The following is a 24,779-nucleotide window of genomic DNA, read 5'->3' on the forward strand; positions in this document are numbered from 1 at the left end:
AACCTCCCCAAGTGGAGGGACGCCGCATGAAACCCGACACCTTCAAGGACAAGATCGTCCCCGTCCTCACAATCCTGCTGGTGCTGGTCGCGATCTGGTATGTCGCAGCCGTCATCCTGAACACGCCGTTTCAGCGCGACATGGATACGCGCAACAGCATCACCTCGACCACGATGGAATTTGTCGGCAAGACGCTCTCCCAGCCGAAACCCGTCCTGCCGGCGCCGCATCAGGTGGCGCAGAATGTGTTCGAAAACACCTTCCTCAGAAAGCTCTCGAGCAATCGCAGCCTCGTCTATCACGCAGGCGTCACCCTCTCGTCCACCGCACTCGGCTTTGCCTTCGGCACGCTGCTCGGTATCGTCATTGCCGTTGCCATCATCCACATCAAGGCGCTGGACCGCAGCCTGATGCCCTGGATCATTGCCTCGCAGACCGTGCCCATCCTGGCGGTTGCGCCCATGATCATCGTCGTTCTCGGCTCGATCAACATCACCGGCCTGATCCCCAAAGCGCTGATATCGACCTATCTCTCCTTCTTCCCGGTCGCCGTCGGCATGGTGAAGGGCTTGCGGTCGCCCGAGGTCATGCATCTGGATTTGATGCGCACGTATAATGCCACCGCCGCACAAACCTTCTGGAAGCTGCGCGTGCCCGCCTCCATTCCCTTCCTCTTCACGTCGATGAAGGTGGCGATCGCCGCAAGCCTGGTCGGTACCATCGTCGGCGAACTACCGACCGGCGCTGTTGCAGGCATCGGCTCGAAACTGCTTGCCGGCTCCTATTACAGCCAGACCATCGACATATGGGCGGCACTGGTCGCGGGTTCGGTCCTCGCGGCGATCCTCGTCACGATCGTCGGCCTCGTTGCGAAGATCGTCGATCGCGCCATGGGCGGGAGACCGGCATGAAACAGATGACGCTTTCCTGGCAGGGCCTGGTCGCCCTCCTCTGCGCCATAGCGGCCATGTTCACGCTGCCTCTCTATGCGGCCGGAGCCTCCGAGCCTCCATCATCCATGACGACCGCGCTGATCACCCTGTTCGTCGTCGTCGCGGCGCTGATTTCCTTCGCGCCCATATCCAGAGCGCTCACCGCCACGGTCCTCTTCATTGGCGCCCATGGCGCAGCCTGGCTGTTGCTCAACACGCTCTCGGGCAACGAGCGCTTTGCCACCCTCTCCTTCTTCCTGCTGCTTGCCGCAGGCTGGCTGCTTGCCTCGCGCTGCGTCACGGAACTGTCCGAACTCCAGCCGCCAACGCCTGTCGGCAAATGGTTGTTGCGTCTGCTGATTCCCGCCATTTTCGGCGCCTGGATCCTCATCATCTGGGAAGCGGCCACACGCGGCCTCGGCATTCCCTTCGTCATCCTGCCGCCGCCAGGCGCGATCTGGGCGCGCATATCAGGCTCGCTGCCAACCCTTGGCGAAGATATCAGGCAGACGATCTTCAAAGCGGTCCTCATCGGATACGTCATCGGCTGCACGAGCGGCTTCGTGGTTGCCATCCTCGCTGACCGCTTCGCTTTCCTGCGTCGCGGCCTGCTGCCGATCGGCAATATGGTGTCCGCGCTGCCGATCATCGGCGTCGCACCCATCATGGTCATGTGGTTCGGCTTCGACTGGCAGTCAAAGGCCGCCGTCGTCATCATCATGACCTTCTTCCCCATGCTGGTGAACACGGTCGCCGGCCTCGCCGCCTCCGGCAACATGGAGCGCGACCTGATGCGCACCTACGCATCCAACTATTGGCAGACGCTGCTGAAGCTCCGGCTTCCCGCCGCAATGCCCTTCATTTTCAACGCACTGAAGATCAACTCGACGCTGGCGATGATTGGTGCCATCGTTGCGGAATTCTTCGGGACGCCGATCGTCGGCATGGGCTTTCGCATCTCCACCGAGATGGGCCGCATGAATGTCGACATGGTCTGGGCCGAGATCGCCGTCGCGGCGCTTGCAGGCTCGATCTTCTATGGTGTCGTCGCCCTTGCCGAGAGGGCGGTGACGTTCTGGCATCCGTCTATCCGTGGTGGTTAGGCGCGCCCCGGCCTCGCATAGCGGCTTGGGCATAACTTCAGAGGGAAAAAAGAAAATGAAAAAGTTGATGGTTGCAATGATGGCGAGCGCGATGTCGCTTGCCGCGGCCCACGCGATGGCCGCCGACAAGGTGACGCTGCAGCTGAAATGGGTCACCCAGTCGCAGTTCGCCGGTTATTACGTCGCCAAGGACAAGGGTTATTACGAAGAAGAAGGCCTCGACGTCGATATCAAGCCGGGCGGCCCCGACATCGCGCCGGAACAGGTGATTGCCGGCGGCGGCGCCGATGTGATCGTCGACTGGATGGGCGGCGCGCTGGTTGCCCGCGAAAAGGGCGTTCCGCTCGTCAATATCGCCCAGCCCTATCAGAAATCAGGCATGGAAATGATCTGCCGCAAGGATGGTCCGATCAAGACCGAAGCCGACTTCAAGGGCCACACGCTCGGCGTCTGGTTCTTCGGCAACGAATATCCCTTCTTCGCCTGGATGAACAAGCTTGGCCTCAAGACCGATGGCGGTGCTGACGGCGTGACCGTGCTGAAGCAGAGCTTCGACGTGCAGCCGCTGCTGCAGAAGCAGGCCGATTGCATCTCCGTCATGACCTATAACGAATACTGGCAGGCAATCGATGCTGGCCTGAAGCCGGAAGACCTTGTGGTCTTCAACTATACCGCCATGGGCAATGACCTTCTTGAGGACGGCCTCTATGCAATGGAAGACAAGCTGAAGGATCCGGCCTTCAAGGAAAAGATGGTCAAGTTCGTCCGCGCTTCCATGAAGGGCTGGAAATACGCGATGGAAAATCCTGACGATGCAGCCGGGATCGTCGTCGACGCCGGCGGCCAGGACGAAAACCACCAGAAGCGGATGATGGGCGAAGTCGCCAAGCTGATCGGGGATGGCACCGGCAAGCTGGACACCACGCTCTATGACCGCACGGCAAAGGCCCTGCTCGACCAGAAAATCGTCAACAAGGAGCCCTCGGGCGCCTGGACCCACGACATCACGGACGCTGCCGCCAAGTAGCAGCATATCGGTGCCGAAATGCAACGCGCGCGGGAGAATCTCCCGCGCGTTTCTGTTTTTTGCACTCGATCGAAAAAATCGCCTTGCAACTGTCGCATTTGTCAGGCGTCAAACGTCAAACCTTGTGCGAGCCGATCAATCATCGTCATGTTCACATAACCCTTAGGTGATTGATGGGCATCGCAATGGTAATTAATGGTATCTCATGGGGAATTATTTTCTGCCGGGCTTGCACGTGGAGCAAATCAATACCACGTACTAGCCGGATTTGCCGGATTGGGACCATAAGTTCCGGCAAACGGGATGCGGGTAAATACCTCTGAGATTTGGAAGACGGCATTCGCCCGACCGCGAGCCTGTTTGAGAACGCGCGAGTTCGGCCGATCCCGTCAAGAGATTGGACGACGACGCATGGCACTCAAGCCGCACGCATTACTACGCGCCTCCACTTTTCCCATCGCCGCTTTTGCGGCCTCGGCTGTTATTGCCGCTACTTTTGCGGCCCCGGCTGTATTTGCCGAGGAACCCCAGGCCACGCAGGCCCAGGCCTCCCAGAACCTGCCTGCAATCGTCGTCACCACAGCGGCGAACCGCACCCTCGTCGACCGGGTCATCGGTACCGGAACGGTCAAGCCCGTCGAGGAAGTCTATATCCAACCGCAGGTGGAAGGCCTCTCCATTCGCAGTCTGAAGGCCGATGTCGGCGACAAGGTTCAGGCCGACAGCACGCTGGCAACGTTGAACGATGACGCTCTGGTCCTGACCAAGAGCCAGATGATGGCGACGAAAGCCAAGGGCGAGGCAAGCCTCGCTCAGCTGCGCGCCCAGCTCATCGAGGCGCAGGCCAATGCCGAACAGGCAAGGCAGCAGCAGGCTCGCGCCCAGGAAATGGGCAAGAAGGGCACGGTTTCGACCGCCCAGGTCGAACAGGCCGATGCGACCGCCGCCGCCGCCAACGCGCGCGTCGCTTCCGCCGAGCAGGCGATCGAAGTCGCCGAAGCCGACCTCAAGGTCTTCGACAGCCAGATTGCCGATGCGGATCTGAAGCTCGCTCGAACCGACGTGAAGACGCCGGTCGCCGGCACGGTCTCGGCAAAGAACGCCAAGGTCGGCGCCATTGCCGCCGGCAACGGCGATCCGCTATTTACGCTTATCCGCGACGGCGATATCGAGCTTGTCGCCGAAGTCGCCGAGAGTGACATCGTCAGGATCATGGCCGGCCAGAAGGCGACGATCGCGCTTTCCGGCAGCCGCGAGAAGCTTTCCGGCGCAGTGCGCCTGGTGTCGCCGACCGTCGATCCGGTCACCCGCCTCGGCCTCGTCCATATCTCCATCGACGATGACAGCAAGGCGCGTTCCGGCATGTATGGCAGCGCCGAGATCATCGTCCGCGAGACCGAGGGCGTGTCCCTTCCGCTGACGGCAGTGCTCACCGGCAGTGAAGGCTCCTCCGCCCGCAGGGTCGAGAATGGCGTGGTGAAATTCGCCAAGGTCGAGACCGGCATCCAGGATGGAGCCTATGTCGAAATCACAAGTGGATTGAAGACCGGCGACGAAGTCGTGGCCAAGGCGGGCGCCTATGTCCGCGACGGCGACCACATCACTCCGGTGCGCGAACAGCCTTCGGCTTCCAACTAAAGAGACCATCCGATGAATTTTTCAGCCTGGTCCATTCGAAATCCGATCGCACCGCTTCTGGCCTTCTGCCTGTTGATATTCATCGGCATGCAGTCCTTCAACAAGCTGCCGATCACGCGCTTCCCGAATATCGACGTGCCGCTCGTTTCGATCAGCGTGACGCAGAGCGGCGCTTCGCCGGCCGAACTCGAAATGCAGGTGACGAAGGAGATCGAAGACGCGATCGCCTCGATCACCGGTATCGACGAAATCCAGTCGACAGTGACCGACGGCAGCTCGCAGACCAACGTCATGTTCCGGATGGAAGTGCCGACGGAACAGGCTGTACAGGACGTCAAGGACGCGATCGACCGCATTCGCAGCGATCTGCCGGCAACGGCCGAGACGCCGATCGTCACCAAGGTCGATGTCGAGGGCCAGGCGATCCAGACCTTCGCCGTTTCCTCGCCGGATATGTCGCTCGAAGAACTCTCCTGGTTCGTCGACGATTCGATCAAGCGTGCGCTGCAGGGCCAGGCCGGCATCGGCCGCGTCGATCGTTATGGCGGTGCCGAACGCGAGGTGCGCATCGAGCTCACCCCCGGCAAGCTCGATGCCTATGGCATCACTGCTGCAAGCGTGAACCAGCAACTGCGCGGCACCAACGTCGATCTCGGCTCCGGCCGCGGCCAGGTGGCAGGCAGCGAGCAGGCGATCCGCGTTCTCGGCGACGCCCGCAATGTCGCCGAGCTTGCAGACACGACGATAGCGCTGCCGAGCGGTCGTTTCGTCAAACTATCCGATCTCGGCGTCATCAAGGACACATACGAGGAGCCGAAATCCTTCTCGCGCTTCAACGATACGCCTGTCGTCACCTTCGGCGTCTTCCGCTCGAAGGGCGCCAGCGAAGTCAGCGTCGCCGAAACCGTGGCGCAGAGCCTCGACAAGGTGCGAAGCGAAAACCCGAACGTGAAGATCGAGATGATCGACGATTCGGTCTATTTCACGTACGGCAACTATGAAGCCGCCATTCATACGCTGCTCGAAGGCGCGCTGCTCGCCGTCATCGTCGTCCTTCTGTTCCTCAGGAATTGGCGCGCGACCCTGATCTCGGCCATCGCGTTGCCGCTCTCTGCGATCCCGACCTTCTGGGTCATGGACATGATGGGCTTCTCGCTGAACCTCGTCAGCTTCCTGGCTCTGACGCTCGCGACAGGTATTCTCGTCGACGACGCGATCGTGGAAATCGAAAACATTGCCCGCCATATCAAGATGGGCAAGACGCCCTATCGGGCGGCGATCGAAGCGGCGGACGAAATCGGCCTTGCCGTCATCGCCACCACCTTCACGATCATCGCCGTCTTCGTGCCCGTTTCCTTCATGCCGGGCATCCCGGGTCAGTACTTCATACAGTTCGGCCTGACCGTCGCTTTCTCCGTCTTCTTCTCGCTGATGGTGGCGCGCCTCATCACCCCGATGATGGCCGCCTATCTGATGCGTGCCGAAGACGGCATGGAAGACCATCACGACAATGACGGTCTGCTGATGCGTGGATACACGCGTCTCATACGCGGCACGACCGGCCACTGGTACACGCGTTATGCGACATTGCTTGTGGCGATCGGCTTTCTGGTCGGTTCTGTCATGTTGCTCATGCAGGTGCCCGGCAGCTTCCTGCCGCCGGAAGATGCCTCGCGCATCGTTCTCTCGGTCGAGCTGCCGCCCAACGCACGGCTTGACGACACGGAGAAGACGACGGATGCGATCTATGACCGGGTCAAGGACATCAACGGCGTCGACAGCGTCTTCGTCCTCGGAGGCGCTTCTCCGAAGGGCGAACTCGAACTGCGCCGAGCGACCATCACGCTCGCACTCGACAAGCTCGACCAGTCGCTGGTCAAGAAGGTGGTCAATGACGTGCTCGGCCATCTCCCCGTTATCGGCCCGATGCTGCCGAAAGTGGAGGTCCACGGCCGCGAGCGTCCGCAATGGGATATCGAAAAGGAAGTCTTCGCCAAGCTGCGCGACATTCCCGACGTCCATATCCTGAAGCTCAACGACCGCGGCGAACGCGACCTCTCGTTCAACTTCCTTTCCAAGAACGAGGAGGACCTGAATAACGCGGTCGGCATTCTGGAATCCAAGCTGCGCGCCGATCCGCTGCTGGCCAATGTCAGCGCCGATGGCGCCCTTCCCCGTCCGGAACTGCAGGTCCGTCCGCGCAAGGACGAGGCCGCCCGCCTCGGCATCACGCCGCAGCAGATCTCCGAGACGATCCGCGTCGCCACCATCGGCGACGTCGATGCGGCCCTTGCCAAGATCTCGCTCGACGATCGCCAGATTCCGATCCGGGTTCAGGCATCACTCGACATGCGCCGCGATCTCGCCGCCATCCGGGCATTGAAGATCCAGACGGCCAGTGGCGGCACCGTGCCGCTCGCGACCGTCGCCAATATCGACTATTCGGAAGGTGTGAGCTCCATCAAGCGCAACAACCGTTACCGCGTCGTCTCGATCGGCTCTGACCTGCCGCAGGGCGTGGCGCTCGACACGGCTTCGGCCCGCTTCCGCCAGATCGTCAACGACGCCAAGCTTCCCGCCACCGTGCACCTTGCTGAAAGCGGAGACACCAAGGTGCAGACGGAGATGCAGCAGAGCTTCGTCAACGCCATGCTGATGGGCCTCCTCCTGGTGCTGACGGTGCTGATCCTGCTCTTCAAGGATATCATCCAGCCGTTCACCATCCTGTTCTCGCTGCCACTCGCCATCGGCGGCGTGGCCGCAGGCCTGATCGTCACCAGCAACCCGCTGTCCATGCCGGTCATGATCGGCATCCTGATGCTGATGGGTATCGTCACCAAGAACGCCATCCTGCTCGTCGATTTCGCGATCGAGATGCGCCACCAGGGCATGGCTCGTGTCGAGGCCATGGTCGAAGCCGGCCGCAAACGCGCCCGCCCGATCATCATGACCTCGATCGCCATGTCGGCAGGCATGCTGCCTTCCGCGCTCGGCGTTGGCGAAGGCGGCTCGTTCCGCGCACCGATGGCGATCGCGGTGATCGGCGGCATCATCGTTTCGACGGTGCTCTCGCTTGTCGTCGTGCCCTCCTTCTTCCTGATCATGGACGATCTTTCCCGCCTCCTCGGCTGGATCTTCGGTCGCCTGGTCGGCAAGAAAGACAAGGAGGACCTGCCGATGTCGAGCGAAGACCTCACCCGCGCCGCGCGCGAGAGCCGCAGCGACATCGACTCGCTGGAGGAGCGCCTGACCGCGATCGAAAGACCGGAAAGCAAGCGCAAGACGGGCAACGACACCAACGTGCTGCGCCTGCCACCCTTCGCGGCTGAATAGGACAGAAATCATAACGCGAAAGGCCGGGCATCGACCCGGCCTTTTCTATTTCCGAATCAGTGCGCTCGCGGCGGCGCCGTGCTGTCTCTTACGACAAGCTCGAGATCGAGTGCCTCGTGGTTCTCAGGCAACGCATTTTCGAGGATCGCAGTCACCGAGCGGCGGGCGATTTCGGCAAAGGGCTGGGCGACGGTGGTCAGGCGCGGAAGCGAGGTTGCGGCTTCCGGCACACCGTCGAAGCCGATGATGGATACGTCTTTCGGCACTTTCAGCCCGCGCTCGGCGAGCCACTGCATGGCAAACAGCGCAACCTTGTCCGACATTGCCAGAATGGCCGTCGGCGGACTGGCGGAAGAGAACAGGGTCTCCATGGCCATGATGGTGCTTGGCCTGTCATGCAGCGTCCCCTGGATCGGAACGGCTTCGCGAGGAATGCCGTATTCGGCCAGCGCCTGCCAGTAGCCATGCATGCGGTCACGCGGGGTCGCCTCCATCTCGGGATCGACACGCTCAGGCGCCACCGGGCCGACAAGGCCATCGACATCGCCGATCGACAGGATCGCGATGTCACGGTGCCCGAGCTCCAGCAGATGCCGTGCAGCCGCCGCTCCACCCGCCACATTGTCGATGCCGATTGCCGGGATCGTCTCATCCTCGATGCCGAGCGCCAGCGCGATGAACGGCAGCTGGCGCTGACGGGTGAGTTCCACGAGCCTCTCTCCGCCTTCCACGCAAAGCAGAATGAAGCCGTCGACGAGCGCGCTGTTGATGTTCCAGGCAAGCCGCTCCTCGTTCATCGCCGATACGACGGCGATGCCAGTGCCGCTGGAATCACAGACTTCACCGATCGCGGTCATCAGTGAACGCGCCCAGGGGTCATCGAAAAAATAGGTGAGCGGCTCAACGGCGGCGACACCGATCGCGTTCACCCGCCCTGCCCTCAGCAGCCTGCCCTTGACATCAGGCCCGCTGTAACCGAGCTCCCGGGCGACCTTGAGCACCCGCTCGCGTACTTCCTCCCGCACCACGTCCGGACGGCTGAAAACATTCGATGCCGTGCCCTGCGATACGCCTGCTGCCTTGGCGACATCAGCCAATCTCACATGCCCTTTGCCCAAAGCTGCTCCTAGCTGGCGCCAAAATCCGATCCACTCTAGCAAAAGATTGTATCGGTTCAAAATAAACTTGACAGGACGGCGGTCGAGGAACAGAATTGAATCGGTTCAAAAACTCCATCTGAGTTTTGAATCGATTCAACAACTAGGAGAATGAAGCGATGATTCCGGTCAGTTCGCTTTTCAAGGATCTCTATGAGGATCGCTGGGGCAACCCGCGCGACAACAAGCCCGCTGAAGAAACCGAGCACGGCAAACGCCTGTTTGTCCTCCTGCCGTTCATGCGCCGGTTGATGAGCGGCCGCAAACACCCAAACGCCTGGTCCTTCACCATTCCAACCGATCACAGACCTCGATAGAGGTGCGCAACGCCGGCGTTTGATCAAAATCAATTTCCTCGCGCCTTGCTTCCCCTATTCTGGCATCATCAGGGGAAAATTGGTGGCGTAGATCGCCGCCGGAGGTCGGAACATGAACAGGATGCTGATGCCAGGCAGCCGCGAGCGGGCGCTGCTCTCAAGGGCCGGAATTTTCGCGGAGCTGAATGGTGCTGAGGCCGAGGCCTTACGTGCCTGCTCCACGGTGATCTCTTCCGCTTCACATGACATTCTCTTCCAGGAAGGCGAACCCGGCGTTTATTTCTATAGCGTGCTGGAGGGCTACGTCCGGCTCTTTCGCCTCAACGGCGAAGGTCGCGAGGCAGATATCCGTATCTGCGAGCCAGGCGACAGCTTCGCCGAATGCCTGATCCAGGCCGGCGGCACCTATCGTTACGGAGCCCAGTCGATGGACAGCACGGTGCTTGCCCGCTTCCACATCGGCAAGGTACGCGCTCTTTTGGCGGAATACCCGCAGATCGGCACCGCGATCATGCACAGCCTGTCGCTGCATCTGCTGGCAACTATGGAATGCCTGGCCAACGACCGCATGCAGACTGCACCGCAACGCGTCGCGCATTACATTCTCTCTCATTGCGTAGAGGAGAGCGCCGCGGCGGCTTCGCTACGGCTGCCATTCCCGAAGAACCTGCTCGCCCGAAAGCTGGGGCTCGCCCCCGAGGCGCTCTCGCGCGCCTTTTCGACGCTCAAATCCGCAGGCGTGACCGTGCGCGGCCGCGTCATCGCCATCAGTGACGTCAATACGCTCAGGCGTATCTAGCCCTTAAAGACCGCCCTGCACGCGCAGAAAGTCGACAATCGAACTGATGCCATCACCGCGCTTCATGTCGGAAAAGACGAACGGACGCGTCGCGCGCATGCGCGTTGCATCCCGGTCCATCACTTCGAGGTCAGCCCCGACATAAGGCGCCAGATCCTTCTTGTTGATGACGAGAAGATCCGATCGGGTAATGCCCGGCCCGCCCTTGCGCGGAATTTCCTCACCCTGGCAGACGGAAATCACATAGATGGTGATATCGGCGAGATCAGGCGAGAAGGTCGCCGCCAGATTGTCGCCGCCGGATTCGATGAAGACGACATCGAGATCGGGAATACGCTCATTAAGATTGGCAATGGCCTGCAGGTTGATCGTCGCATCCTCGCGGATAGCCGTATGCGGGCAGCCGCCGGTCTCAACGCCGACGATCCGGTCTGATGGCAGCGCCTGCATGCGCACCAGCGCTTCGGCATCCTCGGTCGTGTAGATGTCGTTCGTCACGACGGCGACCGAATAATCGTCGCGCATCGCCTTGCAGAGCTTTTCCGTCAGCGCCGTCTTGCCCGAGCCCACCGGTCCGCCGATGCCGACCCGCAAGGGTCCGTTTCTTGATTTCATGTGTCTTACTCCAATCGAAGTCGGATGATAGCGAAGCGCCAATTTCCCGCCACCGTCAAATGACGCAGATGCACGGATGATCTCCCTGCTCAGGAGCGGAACAACCGGGTCTGCTGCGTCTCGTGGCGAAGCCCGGCAATGTCGGCCTGGACAGTTGCCGAACCCAGATCGTCGAGGCTGGAGCGGGCAGCGCGCGCGGCAATATCCATCACATGCGCTTCAAGCCCGGCGAGAATGGCAACGCCATCCTTCTGTCCTGCGACACCAAGCCGGATGCCGGCAGATACCGCCTGGGAAAGATAGGCATGAAGAAAAGCTGCGAGCGCCTGTTCGAGCGCTATCCCATGCGCGCCCGTCACCGCACCGACAGCCACCGGATAGGCGACCCTCTTCGGCAATCGGCTGAACACGTCGTCAGGCCAGGCCTGTGCAGCCGTCAGAAAGGCTTCGCCAAGCAGCATCGTCTCCTGATGCCGCTCGCGCGAACCGGCAAGCGCTGCAGCAAGCCCGGCGAGCTCCGCAAGACGATCGCCATCGCGGTAACCCCGATGGCTCCCGGCAAAGAGCACGGCGTCGTTCCAGACGGAGCCGTTGCCGGTCAGCGTCTGCAGCCAGCGCCGCAACATGTCGGCATCGCGCACCAGCCCATCCGCCACGGCCCGCTCCAGCCCGCCGGAATAGGCGAATGAACCAACGGGAAAAGCCGGCGAAAGCCACGCCGTCAGGCGCAACAAGGCCTGCAGCTCACGATCCTCGGCCATCAAGCGTCAATCGTGTTTATGATTGTGGTGGCCGTGGTCATGCCCATGCTCGTGGTCATGATGATCATGGTCGGGATGGTCGTGGTGATCGTGGTCGTGGTGATCGTGACCATGGTCATGGCCGTGATCGTGATGATCATGACCATGACCATGACCATGCGAATGTCCGCCATGGGAATGATAGGCGCCACGCGCCGGCTGGAAGGGCTCTTCGATGTCGAGCACCATCGCGCCCAACCCCTGCAGCATGGTGCGGATGACATGATCGCGCAGGATCACGATGCGATCCTCCTCGATCTGCGCAGAGAGATGACGGTTGCCGAGATGCCAGGCAAGTTCGATCAGATGCGCGCGGTCGCGGCCGCGCACCTCGAACAGCTTTTCGTTTGCGGCAAGGATTTCGATCAGTTCACCATCCTCGCGCACCAGCATGTCACCATTGGCAAAAAGCACCGGCTCCTTGAGATCGAGCATCACCATCTCGCCGTTCTCCAGATGCAGGAGCTTGCGGCGCAGGTGCCGCAGATCGTGCGGCAGCTTGACCTGTGAGGTCGGGTGGGAAGAAGGGGTGCCGGCGGGCAGATAAGATGTAACGCGCTGCATGAGATATCCGTTAAACTGGGACCTAGACCATGCAAAATAGCCCTTCGCGATGCAAGCACCAATGCACGTTTCGTAACTGGCAGCTCTAGATTCCCGACGCCTGCAGCAGGCCCGCCTCGTCAGGCGCAATACCCTGAACGCCGAGGCCATTTTCGACGAGCCCGTGCCAGGCGTGATTCAGCCCTTCCCTCTCGTGGACGACACGATTGCGGCCGAGTGCCTTGGCGAGATAGAGCGCCTTGTCGGCGGAGGCATAGACCGCCTCTTTGTCGCGCCCCTCATGGAGATCGGCGATGCCGCCTGATATCGTGATCGTGACGTCGTGCCCATCCGCCGGAATGGGCTGCGCTGCAATCTGCGCCCTCACCCCTTCGATGCGCGCTACCCGCTCCTCCGGCGTCCCGCCCTGAACGACGACACCGAATTCCTCCCCGCCGAGCCGCGCCACGACCGAAGCGCCATCGAAAGCCGCAGAAAGCATGGCTGAGACGGCCGTAATGACGGCATCACCGCAGCCATGGCCGAAGCGGTCGTTGATCGCTTTAAAGCGGTCGACATCGAAAATGGCGAGGCAAGCGTCTCCCTCCACCCTCTCGAGGGCATCGGTGAAAGCGCGCCGGTTCAGGAGCCCGGAGAGCGTGTCGGTGCGGCTGAGCTTTTCGAATTTGGCACGGGAGACAGTCAGGTCATGGATGGCAAAGCCTGCCACGAGCGACAGCACGCCGGACACCATTCCGCCGATCAGCCAGGAGAGGATGATGGCAAAGATCATGGCATGCCCGAGGGTAATCGGCAGCACACCCATGAAGTTGAGCGGCGGCAGCGTGATCACGATGATGAAGCCGGACAGTATTACTGCCAGAAAACTCATCTTCAGCGCAAAAGTATAAACGGTTTTACGATGCTCGAAACTGCCTAGCTCAGCCTGAAGCGATATCCAGTTTTCCATGAGAATCGGCCTTCCTGCCCAGCGTCTTCAGGCCATTGATAGGGTCGCAGTTGCTGCGGAGGTCTTAATTCAATCGCTAAAATTCGAGTGATTTCGGGGGATTCAACCGTTCTGTTTTTTCTAGCAGGAAGTGCAACTTTTCGGCACAGGCCTGACCACTATGGGAAATACATCTAAAAACTTGATTTCAAAGGGATTTTACGGAGCATAATCGGCGCCTGTTTCAGAATGACCTATGGCTTAAAAACCACAGTCTATCCACTGATTTTCACAACTAATCGGGGAATGATGCTCAGAATTCACTTTAAGGGTAACAACGGGGGACAGTGCGTCGAAAACACAAGGGTTAAAACGAAAAATAACGCCGCGCCGTCAGCGGCGCCAGGTTGCAGGAGATCCTCTATACTTCAATTATAGAGGCTAAGCGAAAGCACCAGCGTCTGCGGCAACGGGTTCCAGAAACCCGTTCGCAAGCCGCCTGTCCGTAGCGCAGCGGCGGTCCATGTATTGCAACCAAATAGCGCATTGAAATAGCCCCTCGCCTCGAAAAACCTGTCGTAGTCGCCATATCCCCTGTCGCCGACCGACACGACAGCTCCGTTTTCCCGGATGAAACTGTCATTGATGAAGCCGAGCAGCTTCTCGAACCGTTCGCCATCGACATCGAGAACTGTCACGGCTGGATGGGTTTCGGAAATACCTCCGGCAACATCGACATGCATCACCGAGTTGTCGATCGTCAGGGCGCGAAACACCGGCATCGGCTTCAGATCGGCCCAGGTCGGCGTCTCCAGATAGAATGAGCGCCCGCCCCACCCGAAGACCAGCCATTGTGCGGCAGGATCGCTCACCGGAATGCCGGCATCTTCGAGGAATAGATAGGAAACCCGCAGTCGATCATCGAGCGGGATCGCTATATCCGTGTGGATCGGCCCGGAAAGCAGCAGAATACGTTTTGAAGGCGCTGCCGCCGAAGATGCTTCGGCTGCCACGAGCAGCGGTCTTGGGATGAAGGTGCCGCCGGCCATCAATAACAAAAGCAGCGCGACTGCCCGTATCAGCCATCGCACTGCCAGCTTCGCACCGATCATGAAAGAAACTCAGAACAGGAAATAACGCTGCGCCATCGGCAACACTGTCGCCGGTTCGCAGGTCAGCAGCTCGCCATTCGCCCGTACTTCGTAGGTTTCCGGATCGACCTCGATATCGGGGGTCAGGTCGTTGTGGACCATCGACGCCTTGGAGATGCCGCCGCGTGTGTTCTTTACGGCAACCAGATTCTTGGCGACGCCGAGGCGACCCTTGAGCCCGGCATCGAGCGAAGCCTGGGAGACGAAGGTGACGGAAGAATTCGTCAGGCTCTTGCCGAAAGAAGCAAACATCGGGCGGTAATGCACCGGCTGCGGCGTTGGGATCGAGGCATTCGGATCGCCCATGGGGGCTGCCGCAATGGAGCCGCCAAGCAGCACCATATCCGGCTTCACGCCGAAGAAGGCCGGATTCCAGAGGACGAGGTCGGCGCGCTTGCCGACTTCGATCGAGCCGATCTCATGCGACAGGCCGTGCGCAATCGCCGGATTGATCGTGTATTTGGCGACGTAACGGCGAACACGGAAATTGTCGTTATCGCCCTTTTCTTCTTTCAGACGGCCGCGCTGGCGCTTCATCTTGTCTGCCGTTTGCCAGGTGCGGATCAGCACTTCGCCAACTCGGCCCATGGCCTGGCTGTCCGAGGAAATGATCGAGAAGGCGCCGATATCGTGCAGGATGTCTTCCGCCGCGATCGTCTCCTTGCGGATACGGCTTTCGGCAAAGGCGATATCCTCCGGGATCGATGGTGACAGGTGATGGCAGACCATCAGCATGTCCAGATGCTCGGCAATCGTATTGACCGTATAGGGCCGCGTCGGGTTGGTGGACGAGGGAATGACGTTCGGCTGGCCGCAGATCTTGATGATGTCGGGCGCATGACCGCCACCCGCACCCTCCGTATGGAAGGCATGGATGGTACGGCCCTTGATGGCTCCGATCGTATCTTCGACGAAGCCGCTTTCGTTCAGCGTATCCGTATGGATCATCACCTGCACGTCATATTCGTCGGCAACCGAAAGGCAGCAGTCAATGGCGCCGGGTGTCGTGCCCCAATCCTCATGCAGCTTCAGCGAGGTCGCGCCGGCGAGCACCATTTCCTGCAATGCGCCGGGCAGCGACGCGTTGCCCTTGCCTGCAAAGGCAAGGTTCATCGGGAAGGCATCGGCCGCCTCGATCATGCGGGCGATATGCCAGGGGCCGGGCGTGCAGGTCGTTGCAAGCGTGCCGTGCGCCGGCCCGGTGCCGCCGCCGAGCATGCAGGTGAGCCCGCTCATCAGCGCTTCCTCGATCTGCTGCGGAGCGATGAAATGGATATGGCTGTCCATGCCGCCGGCAGTGAGGATCTTGCCCTCGCCGGCGATCGCTTCCGTACCCGGGCCGACGATGATGTTGACACCAGGCTGCATGTCCGGATTGCCAGCCTTGCCGATCGCGGCAATGCGACCATCCCTCAGGCCGATATCGGCCTTGTAGATGCCGGTATGGTCGATAATGACGGCGTTGGTGATGACGGTGTCGACAGCCCCGCCTGCCCGCGTCACCTGGCTCTGGCCCATGCCGTCACGGATAACCTTCCCGCCGCCGAACTTCACCTCTTCGCCATAGGTGGTGAAGTCGTTTTCGATCTCGATGAATAGCTCCGTATCGGCAAGGCGGACCTTGTCGCCGGTGGTCGGACCGAACATGCCGGCATAAGCCGCGCGGGAGATCTTGTATGGCATCTATCAGGCTCCTTGGGAGGAAGAGGCGAGCGGCTTTCCGGAAAGCCGCGTCAGGCGGCCGGCCGCAACATAGGAATCGACGAGCTGCTTTTCTGCGGCAAAGGGATGCCACTCCCAGCCCACATGGCCGAAGCCGGCAAGCGTCACATCATCGTCGGGAAATCTGTCGAGCACGTCGCCGATCACGATCATGCCGCTGCTCGGCACGACATAAGGTGCCGGCGAGAAGGCAGAAAGCGCCTGATCGATGCTTTCATGAATCTTGATGTCAACGACCCGATGCAGCTTGCCAGCTTGCACGCAGAAGTCGTTGAATTGGCTTGTGTAGTCATCGCAGAAATCATCAAGCTCGGGATGCGAGACGGCAAGCGGCAAGCGCATTGCTGCAAATTTTTCGGGATCGCGCACGCTCCAGATTTCCGCGGCTTCGAGTGTTGCCGGATGGATGCGCCAGCTTTCCGAGGCGAGCATCGCCTTGGCGGGCCGACCGGTATTGCACACCGCAATCGCATCGGTGCGCGTGCCGCCGCTGCCATAGGAACGGCACTCGTTGAAGCGGATGACGAAGTCGGCGGCATCGATGACCTCTGCCCCGCCTTCTCCCACGTCGCCATTGCCCACGATCATGATTGCCCTGCCCACCTTACTGGCCCATCCCTTCGGCAAGCTCCTTGAGCTCCTTGGTCCTGGCATCCGTGAGGTCGGCCAGGCAGCCCGCCACCAGCATCGGCTCCATCGTGCCGCCGCGGGCCTGGAAACCGTAATTCTCGCATTGCGCGTCGCGATAGTTGATCCAGGCACGCTGTGCCTTGAGCAGCGCCTGCTCGGCACCCTTCATGTCATCGTCGAGATCCTTGTCGATCGCCACCATGGCGGCGCGCGTCAGCTTGTACTGGGCGTTGAGCCCCTTGTCGGCCTCGTCATAGCGCGCCTGCGCGCAACTGGTCATATCGGACTGTGTCTGCGCATTGTCGCAATCCACGTCCTCGGCATGGGCGCCACCTGCGGCCAGCAACATCAGCGCCGCACCGATGAACCCGATCTTCAAGCGCATGTATTTCCTCCTGTCATTTTCTTTTTGATCAGAGTCGGCCCATGACCAGCTGGCGGAAGCCATAGACTTCACGCTTGCCGGAGACCGGTATGAGCGTCACCGAACGGGTCTGGCCCGGCTCGAAGCGCACGGCCGTGCCGGCGGGAATGTCGAGCCGCATGCCATGGGCCTTGTCGCGATCGAAGGACAGGCCGGCATTGGTCTCGGCAAAATGATAGTGGCTACCGACCTGTACGGGACGATCGCCGGTATTGGAGACCTCAAGCGTCACGGTCGGTGCGCCGGCATTGAGCTCGATCTCGCCGCTTGCAGCAATGATTTCGCCAGGGATCATCTGTCTCTCCTTAAGCCACCTTGGGCGCGCAGCCCTCGGCCTTCAGAACACGCTTCGTGGATGCAGGATTATTCAGGAGCTTCGCCGCAGGCCGGATCGGTCTGGCTACGAGGTTACCGCCGCAATTCGGGCATACGCCCTTGAGGACATTGTCAACGCAATCCGCACAGAACGTGCACTCGAACGTGCAGATCATCGCTTCGGCACTGTCGGGCGGCAGATCCTTGTCGCAGCATTCGCAATTGGGTCGAAGCTCCAGCATGGCTTACTCCTCAGCGGATCGGCTCGTGAACGGTCACCAGCTTCGTGCCGTCGGGGAAAGTCGCCTCGACCTGCACGTCGTGGATCATCTCGGCAATGCCTTCCATTACCTGGTCGCGGGTGATCACATGGGCTCCGGCCTCCATCAGTTCGGCGACCGGGCGGCCATCACGTGCGCCTTCGACGACGAAGTCGCTAATGAGGGCGATGGCTTCCGGATGGTTCAGCTTGACGCCGCGCTCCAGCCGCTTGCGCGCCACCATGGCGGCCATGGAAATCAACAGCTTGTCTTTTTCTCTCGGAGTGAGGTTCATCGTCTACCCGCTTGTTGAACTTACAGATTCCAGACTTTCGGCACAGGCGCTCCGTTGCGCAAGGCGGAAATGACCGGGATCAGGATTTTTCTCAGCGCAAAACCATCGGCTGCCGCAAGGCGCACGACGATCTTGTCGCTCCAGGCACTCGCTCCACCCATATGCCCGTCCAGCAGCGGCCGCACCTTGGCGAGATAGGGTTCGGACATCGGCCCTGCGTAAAGCACCGTCGCAAAGGCCACCTGCCCGCCGAGCACCGCCTGCTCTGCAGCAAGCAGCGCCACCGCATCGGAAAGGCGCAGTTCCTCGGCATGAACAAGCTGGCCCGAGCGGCGGATGCGCCAGCGGTCGCGAAACAGCCCCATCTCCATCGTTTCGCCCATGGCGGTGCGGCCAAGCAGGATGGCTTCGACAGCAAGGAACTCCGCGCTGTCATCGAGATCGACATCCAGCCGGCGAAACAGCGAGGCACGATCGAAAAGAATGGTCTCCTGCGGCAGCCAGTCGACGCGGGCGCCCGGTCCGACCGCGATCTGCGTCGTCACCTCTGCCGTTCCGGCCGATGCCTTGTAGATCTTCTCGCAGGCTTGCGTCGTCACATCGATGCGCGTACCCGCTCCAGCCGATATGCTCCAGTTCATCCGGTCGCCGCCGGTCAGCCCGCCGGCCGTATTGATGATCACGGCCTCCATCGAGGCATCGAACGTATCCGGCAGGCGGATCTTTGCCGCACCTTCCTGATAGAGTTCCTGAATCCGCGTACGCCCGCCTTGGACCTTGGCGGCGAGATGCCCGCGTCCTTCCGCTCTTTGCGGTCTCGTGATGCCCGCCGCCGCACCTGTCATGCCACCCCCGTGCAGAAGCCATCCTGTCTGGCAACTTGCGTTGAATGTCTCTGTTGATTGCAACAAAGCAAGTCCCGTGCCGCTTTCCGAAAGCCCATGCCCCCACGGCCCATAAGGATGACGCGCAAGGCATCTGCCGCAAAATGCGGCATCTGCCAGCGCGATCGCCAGAGAGGTCATACAGTGAGATGGCGGCGCGCTTCCGGCGTATCCAGCGTTTCGGCAAGACCCTCATGCACGATCTCGCCGCGGTCCATGATGTAGACGTAGTCGGCAAGCTCGCGGCAGAAGTCGAGATACTGCTCGACGAGCAGGATCGCCATGCCGGTGGAATCGCGGAGATAACGGATCGCCCGGCCGATATCCTTGATGATCGATGGCTGGATGCCCTCGGTCGGCTCGTCGAGCACCAGGATCTTCGGCCGCGTGACCATGGCACGTCCGATCGCCAGCTGCTGCTGTTGCCCGCCCGAGAGATCGCCGCCGCGACGCGACAACATCGACTTCAGCACCGGGAAGAGACTGAAGATATCGTCGGGGATGTTGCGGTCGCGGCGGCCAAGCGGAGCAAAGCCGGTTTCGAGGTTTTCCTTCACCGTCAGCAGCGGGAAGATTTCACGCCCCTGCGGCACATAGCCGATACCCTGCTTGGCGCGGGCAAAGGGCGGCAACCCGTTCAGCTTCGCATCGTTGAAGGTAATCGTTCCGGCAGAAAGCGGATGCTGGCCAGTAACGGCACGCAAGAGCGAACTCTTGCCGACACCGTTGCGCCCGAGCACGCAGGTGATCTTGCCCATCTCGGCCTTGATCGAGATGCCGCGCAACGCCTGGGCTGCGCCATAATGAAGATTTGCGTTTTCGACTATCAGCATCTCAGCGCCCCAGATAGTTCTCGATAACCTTCGGATCATTGCTGACGAAATCGATCGATCCTTCCGCCAGCACCGAACCTTCCGCAAGACATGTGACTTTCACGCCGAGATCGCGGATGAAACCCATGTCGTGCTCCACGACGACGACCGACCGCGTCTTGGCAATGTCCTTGAGCAGGATCGCCGTTTCCGCCGTCTCGGCATCGGTCATGCCAGCCACAGGCTCATCGACTAGCAGAAGCTTCGGCTCCTGGGCTAAGAGCATGCCGATCTCCAGCCACTGCTTCTGACCATGCGACAGGTTGGCCGCAAGCTCATCTCGGCGATGCGTCAGGCGCACCGTTTCCAGGATCTCATCGATACGATTCTTGTCTTCACCGGACAGGCGATAGAAGAGCGTCGAAAACACCGTGCGCCGGCGGTTGAGCGCCAGTTCCAGATTGTCCCAGACCGTATGGCTTTCGAAGACCGTCGGCTTCTGGAATTTCCGGCCGATGCCAAGCTGGGCGATATCGGCCTCGTCCTTCTTGGTGAGATCGATCGTGCCGTTGAAGAACACCTCACCCTCATCCGGCCGGGTCTTGCCGGTGATGATATCCATCATCGTCGTCTTGCCGGCGCCGTTCGGGCCGATGATCGCACGGAGTTCGCCGGGTTCGATGACGATGGAGAGCGAGTTGAGTGCCTTGAAGCCGTCGAACGAGACCGAGACGCCGTTGAGATAGAGTACGCTGTTGGGTTTGACGTCGGGGATCATGGGTCTACTCCGCAGCCTGGATTTTTACTTCGACGCCCTCTTCGGCGGCGACAGGTGTCACGCCGTTCGAGACCGGCTTCCGCTTGCCGAGATACTGGGCGATCGTGCCGACGATGCCCTTCGGCAGGAACAGCGTGACAAGCACGAAGAGGCCGCCGAGCGCAAAAAGCCAGTAATCGGGGAAGAGGCCGGTGAAGATCGTCTTGCCGCCGTTGACGAGGATGGCGCCGATGATCGGCCCGATCAATGTCGCCCGCCCGCCGACAGCCGTCCAGATGACGACTTCGATGGAGTTGGCTGGCGCGAATTCGCCGGGATTGATGATGCCGACCTGCGGCACATAGAGCGCGCCGGCAATGCCTGCCATCATCGCCGAGACGACGAAGGTGAAGAGCTTGAAATGCTCGACGCGATACCCGAGGAAGCGGGTGCGGCTTTCCGCATCACGCACGCCGACCAGCACCTTGCCGAATTTCGAGCGCACGATCGCCGAGGCAATCATCAGCGAGAGGGCAAGGAAGATCGCGGTCGCCGCAAAGAGCGTGGCACGCGTGCTATCCGCCTGCACATTGAAGCCGAGGATTTCCTTGAAATCGGTCATGCCGTTATTGCCGCCGAAGCCCATGTCGTTGCGGAAGAAGGCAAGCAGCAGCGCGTAGGTCATGGCCTGGGTGATGATCGAGAGGTAGACGCCGTTGACCCTGCTGCGGAAGGCAAACCAACCGAAGACGAAGGCAAGCAGGCCGGGTACGAGCAGCACCATCAGCGCCGCAAACCAGAACTGGTCGAAGCCGTGCCAGAACCAGGGCAGCTCCTTCCAGTTCAGGAACACCATGAAGTCGGGGAGGACAGGATCGCCATAGACGCCGCGCGGGCCGATCTGCCGCATCAGATACATGCCCATCGCATAACCGCCGAGCGCGAAGAACGCGCCATGCCCGAGCGAGAGAATGCCGCAGAAGCCCCAGACAAGATCGAGCGCCAGCGCCAGCAGCGCATAGGTCAGGTACTTGCCGAACAGGGCCATGATGTAGGTCGGCACATGCAGCGGATTGTCCGCCGACGTCGCCAGGTTGAGCACCGGCACGAGAACTGCGACCACCAGCAGGATGGCGATGGCAATGGAAATCCGGCGATCGAGAGACCGGAGAAGGAAGGCCGTAATCATGCTTCCACCGCCCTTCCTTTGAGTGCGAAGAGCCCGCGCGGACGCTTCTGGATGAAGAGGATGATGAGGACGAGCACCAGGATCTTGCCGAGCACGGCGCCGGCAAAGGGCTCGAGGAATTTGTTGACGACACCGAGCGACAGTGCGCCGACCAGTGTGCCCCAGAGATTGCCGACACCGCCGAAGACCACGACCATGAAACTGTCGATGATGTAACTCTGGCCGAGGTTCGGCGAGACGTTGTCGATCTGCGAGAGCGCCACACCCGCCATGCCGGCAATGCCGGAACCGAGTGCGAAGGTGAAGGCATCGACCCAGCCGGTGCGGATACCCATGGATGAGGCCATGCGCCGGTTCTGGGTGACGGCACGCATCTGCAGGCCGAAGGCGGAGCGCTTAAGCAGCATCAGCAGCGCCACGAAGACGGCCATAGAGAAGACGATGATCCAGAGACGGTTCCAGGTGATCGACAAGCCACCGAATTCGAAAGCACCCGACATCCAGCTCGGATTGCGTACTTCGCGGTTGGTCGGGCCGAAGACGGTCCGCACTGCCTGCTGCAGGATCAGCGAGACGCCCCAGGTGGCGAGCAGCGTCTCCAGCGGTCGGCCATAGAGGTAGCGGATGACGACGCGCTCGATGATGAGACCGACGAAACCGGTGAAGATGAATGCGACAGGCACGGCGAAGGCCAGCGAATAGTCGGCCATGCCGGGAAAACTCGCAGCGATATATTCCTGCACGACATAGGTCGTGTAGGCGCCGATCATCACCATCTCGCCATGCGCCATGTTGATGACGCCCATGACGCCGAAGGTGATGGCAAGGCCGATGGCCGCAAGAAGCAGCACCGAGCCGAGCGACAGCCCGTACCAGACGTTTTGGACGATATTCCAGAGGGCCAGGCTGCGGTTGATGGTGCTGATATGCGCCTGGATGGCAGGCTTGAGATCATCGGGAGCCGTCGCCAGCGCCGTGGTCAGGATAGTCAGCGCATCACGGCCGCCGCGGGCGGCAACCGTATCGATCGCCTGTCGCTTTTCATCGGCGCTCATATCGCTCTTCAGCACCATGACGGCGCGGGCCGCTTCCATCGTGCTCTTGATCTCGGCGTCCTTTTCACCAGCCAAAGCGGAATTCAAGAGGTCGAGATTGGCCGGATCGGCATCCTTCAAAAGCCCCTGGGCAGCCGCAAGGCGGGCGCCGCGATCGGGGCTCAGGAGCGTCATCTGGCTCGTCATCGTGCCGATGAGCGTGCGCAGCGAATTGTTGATCTTCACCTTCGACATCGTATCGGGATCGATGTCGGCAACGGCTTCGCCAGTGAGTGGATCGGAATAGGTCGGCTCGTCATCCGTGCCGCCCTGAACGAGCACAGGACCGCCCTCGTCGGAATTCACATAGAGCAGGCCGTCGCTCAGTTGCTGCAATATCTGGCTGACATGTGCATCCTTGGAAGCGACGAGCGCCTTGATGGCCGCTTCACGCTCCGGAAAGCCGCCAACGCCAAGCGCATCGACAAGAGCGTGGACATCATCCTGGGCCTTCAGACCAGCCGTCAGTCCTGTCAGTGTCAGGCAAACAGTCAAAAGAAAGATCTTGATGGCGCGATACATCGACTTTCCCGCCTAAATTATCATGGCAACCGCTGGGGACGAAGCTTCCGCCCGGATCTGAAATCCGGACGGAAGTCTTGTGGCTCATGCCGGACGGGCTAACTCAGGAACCCTTGCCGCCGCACTTGCCGGTGGCAACGTTGAAGTTGCCGCAGTTCATCGGCTTGCGCCAATCGGAGATCAGGTCCTTGGAGTCCGGCAGGAAGTCGGACCATTCGTCACCGACGACCTCGGGGGTCTGCTGGACGATTTCGAACTGGCCGTTGGCCTGGATTTCACCGATCAGCACCGGCTTGGTGATGTGGTGGTTCGGCATGACGGTTGCGGTACCGCCGGAGAGGTTCGGAACGGAGACACCGATGATATGGTCGAGAACTGCATCCGTATCTGTCGTCCCGGCAGCCTGAACGGCCTTAACCCAGGCATTGAAGCCGATATAGGCAGCTTCCATCGGGTCGTTGGTCACGCGCTTGTCGTTCTTGGTATAGGCATGCCACTCCTTGATGAACTTCTTGTTGATCGGCGTATCGACCGATTCGAAGTAGTTCCAGGCGGCGAGATGGCCGACGAGCGGCTTGGTGTCGAGACCGGCGAGCTCTTCTTCGCCGACCGAGAAGGCGACGACAGGGATGTCGGTAGCCTTGACGCCCTGGTTGCCGAGTTCCTTGTAGAAGGGAACGTTGGCGTCGCCGTTGATGGTGGAGACGACGGCAGTCTTCTTGCCGGCCGAACCGAATTCCTTGATCTTGGAAACTTCCGTCTGCCAGTCGGAGAAGCCGAACGGCGTGTAGTTGATCAGGATGTCTTCCTTCGGAATGCCCTTGGATTCGAGATAGGCTTCCAGGATCTTGTTGGTCGTGCGCGGATAGACATAGTCGGTGCCTTCGAGCACGAAGCGCTTCACGCCTTCGGTATTCATCAGGTAGTCGACGGCCGGGATCGCCTGCTGGTTCGGAGCAGCACCCGTGTAGAAGATGTTGCGCGAAGATTCTTCACCCTCGTACTGGACCGGATAGAAGAGTAGCGAATTCAGCTCTTCGAAAACAGGCAGAACCGACTTGCGCGAAGAGGAGGTCCAGCAACCGAAGACGGCCGCGACCTTGTCCTTTTCGATCAGCTCGCGCGCCTTTTCGGCAAAGAGCGGCCAGTCGGAAGCCGGGTCGACGACAACGGCTTCAAGCTTCTTGCCGAGAAGGCCGCCCTTCTTGTTCTGCTCGTCGATGAGCATCAGCATGGCGTCTTTCAGCGTCGTTTCGGAAATCGCCATCGTGCCGGAAAGCGAGTGCAGAACGCCGACCTTGATCGTATCGTCTGCAGCAACTGCGCCATGGAAGGCAGCCGATGCGGCCATGACCGCGCCGAGTGCTGCGCCCGTAATTGTGGATCTGAGATTCATCTGGTTGAACTCCCCTCTTCTTGTTCCGCAACAGGCCGGAAACGGTGATTAACTGTTGCTTAAAGAACTATCGGGTGCTGCACCGCAAAACCGTATACGTCGATTGACGTAGTCG

25 protein-coding genes are annotated in these 24,779 nt (G+C 60.6%); 7 read left to right on the top strand and 18 right to left on the bottom strand.

Going from position 1 to position 24,779, the window contains the following annotated elements; genetic code table 11:
* Positions 1-26: 26 nt before the first annotated feature.
* From LVY75_27440 to LVY75_27460, 5 genes are all read left to right on the top strand, one after another.
* Positions 27-911, top strand: coding sequence for an ABC transporter permease (locus LVY75_27440; protein XAZ22510.1), 885 nt, complete (start codon positions 27-29; stop codon positions 909-911).
* On the top strand, positions 908-2,035 hold the full coding sequence (locus LVY75_27445; GenBank protein XAZ22511.1) for an ABC transporter permease: 1,128 nt from the start codon (positions 908-910) through the stop codon (positions 2,033-2,035). The genes LVY75_27440 and LVY75_27445 overlap by 4 nt, the downstream gene beginning before the upstream one ends.
* Positions 2,036-2,090: 55 nt before the next feature.
* Complete coding sequence (locus LVY75_27450) at positions 2,091-3,062, top strand: ABC transporter substrate-binding protein (protein XAZ22512.1); 972 nt, start codon at positions 2,091-2,093, stop codon at positions 3,060-3,062.
* A 411-nt stretch (positions 3,063-3,473) separates the two neighbouring features.
* On the top strand, positions 3,474-4,700 hold the full coding sequence (locus tag LVY75_27455; GenBank protein XAZ22513.1) for an efflux RND transporter periplasmic adaptor subunit: 1,227 nt from the start codon (positions 3,474-3,476) through the stop codon (positions 4,698-4,700).
* Positions 4,701-4,712: 12 nt separating this feature from the next.
* A complete protein-coding gene (locus tag LVY75_27460; GenBank protein ID XAZ22514.1) occupies positions 4,713-8,033 on the top strand; it encodes an efflux RND transporter permease subunit in 3,321 nt (1,106 codons plus the stop codon).
* Positions 8,034-8,089: 56 nt separating this feature from the next.
* On the opposite strand, the gene LVY75_27465 is transcribed toward LVY75_27460, so the two are convergent.
* Positions 8,090-9,151, bottom strand: coding sequence for a LacI family DNA-binding transcriptional regulator (locus tag LVY75_27465; GenBank protein ID XAZ22515.1), 1,062 nt, complete (start codon positions 9,149-9,151; stop codon positions 8,090-8,092).
* Between the two features lie 158 nt (positions 9,152-9,309).
* On the opposite strand from LVY75_27465, the gene LVY75_27470 reads away from it, so the two are divergent.
* Together LVY75_27470 and LVY75_27475 are read left to right on the top strand one after the other, a co-directional pair.
* A complete protein-coding gene (locus LVY75_27470; GenBank protein XAZ22516.1) occupies positions 9,310-9,507 on the top strand; it encodes a hypothetical protein in 198 nt (65 codons plus the stop codon).
* Between the two features lie 112 nt (positions 9,508-9,619).
* Entirely contained in the window at positions 9,620-10,306 is a 687-nt protein-coding gene (locus LVY75_27475) for a Crp/Fnr family transcriptional regulator (protein ID XAZ22517.1), read from the top strand.
* A 3-nt stretch (positions 10,307-10,309) separates the two neighbouring features.
* Here LVY75_27475 and ureG read toward each other — a convergent pair whose 3' ends face one another.
* The 17 genes from ureG to urtA form a co-directional block, all read right to left on the bottom strand.
* The gene (ureG, locus tag LVY75_27480) at positions 10,310-10,921 is read right to left on the bottom strand and encodes an urease accessory protein UreG (GenBank protein XAZ22518.1); all 612 of its coding nucleotides are present in this window, start codon (positions 10,919-10,921) and stop codon (positions 10,310-10,312) included.
* An 89-nt stretch (positions 10,922-11,010) separates the two neighbouring features.
* Positions 11,011-11,682 carry an urease accessory protein UreF gene (locus tag LVY75_27485; GenBank protein XAZ22519.1) on the bottom strand — a complete coding sequence of 224 codons (672 nt, stop codon included), beginning with the start codon at positions 11,680-11,682 and terminating at the stop codon, positions 11,011-11,013.
* 6 nt (positions 11,683-11,688) lie between these two features.
* Positions 11,689-12,285 carry an urease accessory protein UreE gene (ureE, locus tag LVY75_27490; protein ID XAZ22520.1) on the bottom strand — a complete coding sequence of 199 codons (597 nt, stop codon included), beginning with the start codon at positions 12,283-12,285 and terminating at the stop codon, positions 11,689-11,691.
* An 85-nt stretch (positions 12,286-12,370) separates the two neighbouring features.
* A complete protein-coding gene (locus tag LVY75_27495; protein XAZ22521.1) occupies positions 12,371-13,234 on the bottom strand; it encodes a GGDEF domain-containing protein in 864 nt (287 codons plus the stop codon).
* A 407-nt stretch (positions 13,235-13,641) separates the two neighbouring features.
* A complete protein-coding gene (locus LVY75_27500; GenBank protein XAZ22522.1) occupies positions 13,642-14,325 on the bottom strand; it encodes a TIGR02117 family protein in 684 nt (227 codons plus the stop codon).
* 9 nt (positions 14,326-14,334) lie between these two features.
* Positions 14,335-16,047 carry an urease subunit alpha gene (ureC, locus tag LVY75_27505; GenBank protein XAZ22523.1) on the bottom strand — a complete coding sequence of 571 codons (1,713 nt, stop codon included), beginning with the start codon at positions 16,045-16,047 and terminating at the stop codon, positions 14,335-14,337.
* 3 nt (positions 16,048-16,050) lie between these two features.
* The gene (locus LVY75_27510) at positions 16,051-16,674 is read right to left on the bottom strand and encodes a Urease operon accessory protein (GenBank protein XAZ22524.1); all 624 of its coding nucleotides are present in this window, start codon (positions 16,672-16,674) and stop codon (positions 16,051-16,053) included.
* A 16-nt stretch (positions 16,675-16,690) separates the two neighbouring features.
* Positions 16,691-17,101 (bottom strand): lysozyme inhibitor LprI family protein, encoded by a 411-nt coding sequence (locus LVY75_27515; GenBank protein ID XAZ22525.1) that lies wholly within the window; start codon positions 17,099-17,101, stop codon positions 16,691-16,693.
* A gap of 28 nt (positions 17,102-17,129) precedes the next feature.
* On the bottom strand, positions 17,130-17,435 hold the full coding sequence (locus tag LVY75_27520) for an urease subunit beta (protein XAZ22526.1): 306 nt from the start codon (positions 17,433-17,435) through the stop codon (positions 17,130-17,132).
* Positions 17,436-17,445: 10 nt separating this feature from the next.
* A complete protein-coding gene (locus tag LVY75_27525) occupies positions 17,446-17,697 on the bottom strand; it encodes a DUF1272 domain-containing protein (GenBank protein XAZ22527.1) in 252 nt (83 codons plus the stop codon).
* A gap of 10 nt (positions 17,698-17,707) precedes the next feature.
* Entirely contained in the window at positions 17,708-18,010 is a 303-nt protein-coding gene (locus LVY75_27530) for an urease subunit gamma (GenBank protein ID XAZ22528.1), read from the bottom strand.
* Between the two features lie 20 nt (positions 18,011-18,030).
* A complete protein-coding gene (locus LVY75_27535) occupies positions 18,031-18,855 on the bottom strand; it encodes an urease accessory protein UreD (GenBank protein ID XAZ22529.1) in 825 nt (274 codons plus the stop codon).
* 176 nt (positions 18,856-19,031) lie between these two features.
* Positions 19,032-19,727 carry an urea ABC transporter ATP-binding subunit UrtE gene (gene urtE / locus LVY75_27540; GenBank protein ID XAZ22530.1) on the bottom strand — a complete coding sequence of 232 codons (696 nt, stop codon included), beginning with the start codon at positions 19,725-19,727 and terminating at the stop codon, positions 19,032-19,034.
* A gap of 1 nt (position 19,728) precedes the next feature.
* Entirely contained in the window at positions 19,729-20,484 is a 756-nt protein-coding gene (urtD, locus tag LVY75_27545; GenBank protein XAZ22531.1) for an urea ABC transporter ATP-binding protein UrtD, read from the bottom strand.
* A gap of 4 nt (positions 20,485-20,488) precedes the next feature.
* Positions 20,489-21,652, bottom strand: coding sequence for an urea ABC transporter permease subunit UrtC (urtC, locus tag LVY75_27550; protein XAZ22532.1), 1,164 nt, complete (start codon positions 21,650-21,652; stop codon positions 20,489-20,491).
* Positions 21,649-23,268 carry an urea ABC transporter permease subunit UrtB gene (gene urtB, locus LVY75_27555; protein XAZ22533.1) on the bottom strand — a complete coding sequence of 540 codons (1,620 nt, stop codon included), beginning with the start codon at positions 23,266-23,268 and terminating at the stop codon, positions 21,649-21,651. The genes urtC and urtB overlap by 4 nt, the downstream gene beginning before the upstream one ends.
* Positions 23,269-23,371: 103 nt before the next feature.
* Positions 23,372-24,664, bottom strand: coding sequence for an urea ABC transporter substrate-binding protein (gene urtA / locus LVY75_27560; GenBank protein XAZ22534.1), 1,293 nt, complete (start codon positions 24,662-24,664; stop codon positions 23,372-23,374).
* Between the last annotated feature and the right edge of the window lie 115 nt (positions 24,665-24,779).

This window comes from Sinorhizobium sp. B11 (genome assembly GCA_039725955.1).
Taxonomy (GTDB): Bacteria; Pseudomonadota; Alphaproteobacteria; order Rhizobiales; family Rhizobiaceae; genus Rhizobium.

What these genes read in the sequence shown, in the direction of transcription:
- ureC (XAZ22523.1), bottom strand. Translation starts at nt 16,047, where the DNA reads ATGCCATACAAGATCTCCCGCGCGGCTTATGCCGGCATGTTCGGTCCG.
- ureE (XAZ22520.1), bottom strand. Translation starts at nt 12,285, where the DNA reads ATGCAGCGCGTTACATCTTATCTGCCCGCCGGCACCCCTTCTTCCCAC.
- LVY75_27460 (XAZ22514.1), top strand. Translation starts at nt 4,713, where the DNA reads ATGAATTTTTCAGCCTGGTCCATTCGAAATCCGATCGCACCGCTTCTG.
- LVY75_27440 (XAZ22510.1), top strand. Translation starts at nt 27, where the DNA reads ATGAAACCCGACACCTTCAAGGACAAGATCGTCCCCGTCCTCACAATC.
- urtC (XAZ22532.1), bottom strand. Translation starts at nt 21,652, where the DNA reads ATGATTACGGCCTTCCTTCTCCGGTCTCTCGATCGCCGGATTTCCATT.
- LVY75_27450 (XAZ22512.1), top strand. Translation starts at nt 2,091, where the DNA reads ATGAAAAAGTTGATGGTTGCAATGATGGCGAGCGCGATGTCGCTTGCC.
- LVY75_27525 (XAZ22527.1), bottom strand. Translation starts at nt 17,697, where the DNA reads ATGCTGGAGCTTCGACCCAATTGCGAATGCTGCGACAAGGATCTGCCG.
- LVY75_27530 (XAZ22528.1), bottom strand. Translation starts at nt 18,010, where the DNA reads ATGAACCTCACTCCGAGAGAAAAAGACAAGCTGTTGATTTCCATGGCC.
- LVY75_27445 (XAZ22511.1), top strand. Translation starts at nt 908, where the DNA reads ATGAAACAGATGACGCTTTCCTGGCAGGGCCTGGTCGCCCTCCTCTGC.
- LVY75_27485 (XAZ22519.1), bottom strand. Translation starts at nt 11,682, where the DNA reads ATGGCCGAGGATCGTGAGCTGCAGGCCTTGTTGCGCCTGACGGCGTGG.
- urtD (XAZ22531.1), bottom strand. Translation starts at nt 20,484, where the DNA reads ATGATCCCCGACGTCAAACCCAACAGCGTACTCTATCTCAACGGCGTC.
- LVY75_27495 (XAZ22521.1), bottom strand. Translation starts at nt 13,234, where the DNA reads ATGGAAAACTGGATATCGCTTCAGGCTGAGCTAGGCAGTTTCGAGCAT.
- LVY75_27510 (XAZ22524.1), bottom strand. Translation starts at nt 16,674, where the DNA reads ATGATCGTGGGCAATGGCGACGTGGGAGAAGGCGGGGCAGAGGTCATC.
- ureG (XAZ22518.1), bottom strand. Translation starts at nt 10,921, where the DNA reads ATGAAATCAAGAAACGGACCCTTGCGGGTCGGCATCGGCGGACCGGTG.
- urtE (XAZ22530.1), bottom strand. Translation starts at nt 19,727, where the DNA reads ATGCTGATAGTCGAAAACGCAAATCTTCATTATGGCGCAGCCCAGGCG.
- urtA (XAZ22534.1), bottom strand. Translation starts at nt 24,664, where the DNA reads ATGAATCTCAGATCCACAATTACGGGCGCAGCACTCGGCGCGGTCATG.
- LVY75_27515 (XAZ22525.1), bottom strand. Translation starts at nt 17,101, where the DNA reads ATGCGCTTGAAGATCGGGTTCATCGGTGCGGCGCTGATGTTGCTGGCC.
- LVY75_27535 (XAZ22529.1), bottom strand. Translation starts at nt 18,855, where the DNA reads ATGACAGGTGCGGCGGCGGGCATCACGAGACCGCAAAGAGCGGAAGGA.
- LVY75_27520 (XAZ22526.1), bottom strand. Translation starts at nt 17,435, where the DNA reads ATGATCCCTGGCGAAATCATTGCTGCAAGCGGCGAGATCGAGCTCAAT.
- LVY75_27470 (XAZ22516.1), top strand. Translation starts at nt 9,310, where the DNA reads ATGATTCCGGTCAGTTCGCTTTTCAAGGATCTCTATGAGGATCGCTGG.
- LVY75_27455 (XAZ22513.1), top strand. Translation starts at nt 3,474, where the DNA reads ATGGCACTCAAGCCGCACGCATTACTACGCGCCTCCACTTTTCCCATC.
- LVY75_27500 (XAZ22522.1), bottom strand. Translation starts at nt 14,325, where the DNA reads ATGATCGGTGCGAAGCTGGCAGTGCGATGGCTGATACGGGCAGTCGCG.
- LVY75_27475 (XAZ22517.1), top strand. Translation starts at nt 9,620, where the DNA reads ATGAACAGGATGCTGATGCCAGGCAGCCGCGAGCGGGCGCTGCTCTCA.
- urtB (XAZ22533.1), bottom strand. Translation starts at nt 23,268, where the DNA reads ATGTATCGCGCCATCAAGATCTTTCTTTTGACTGTTTGCCTGACACTG.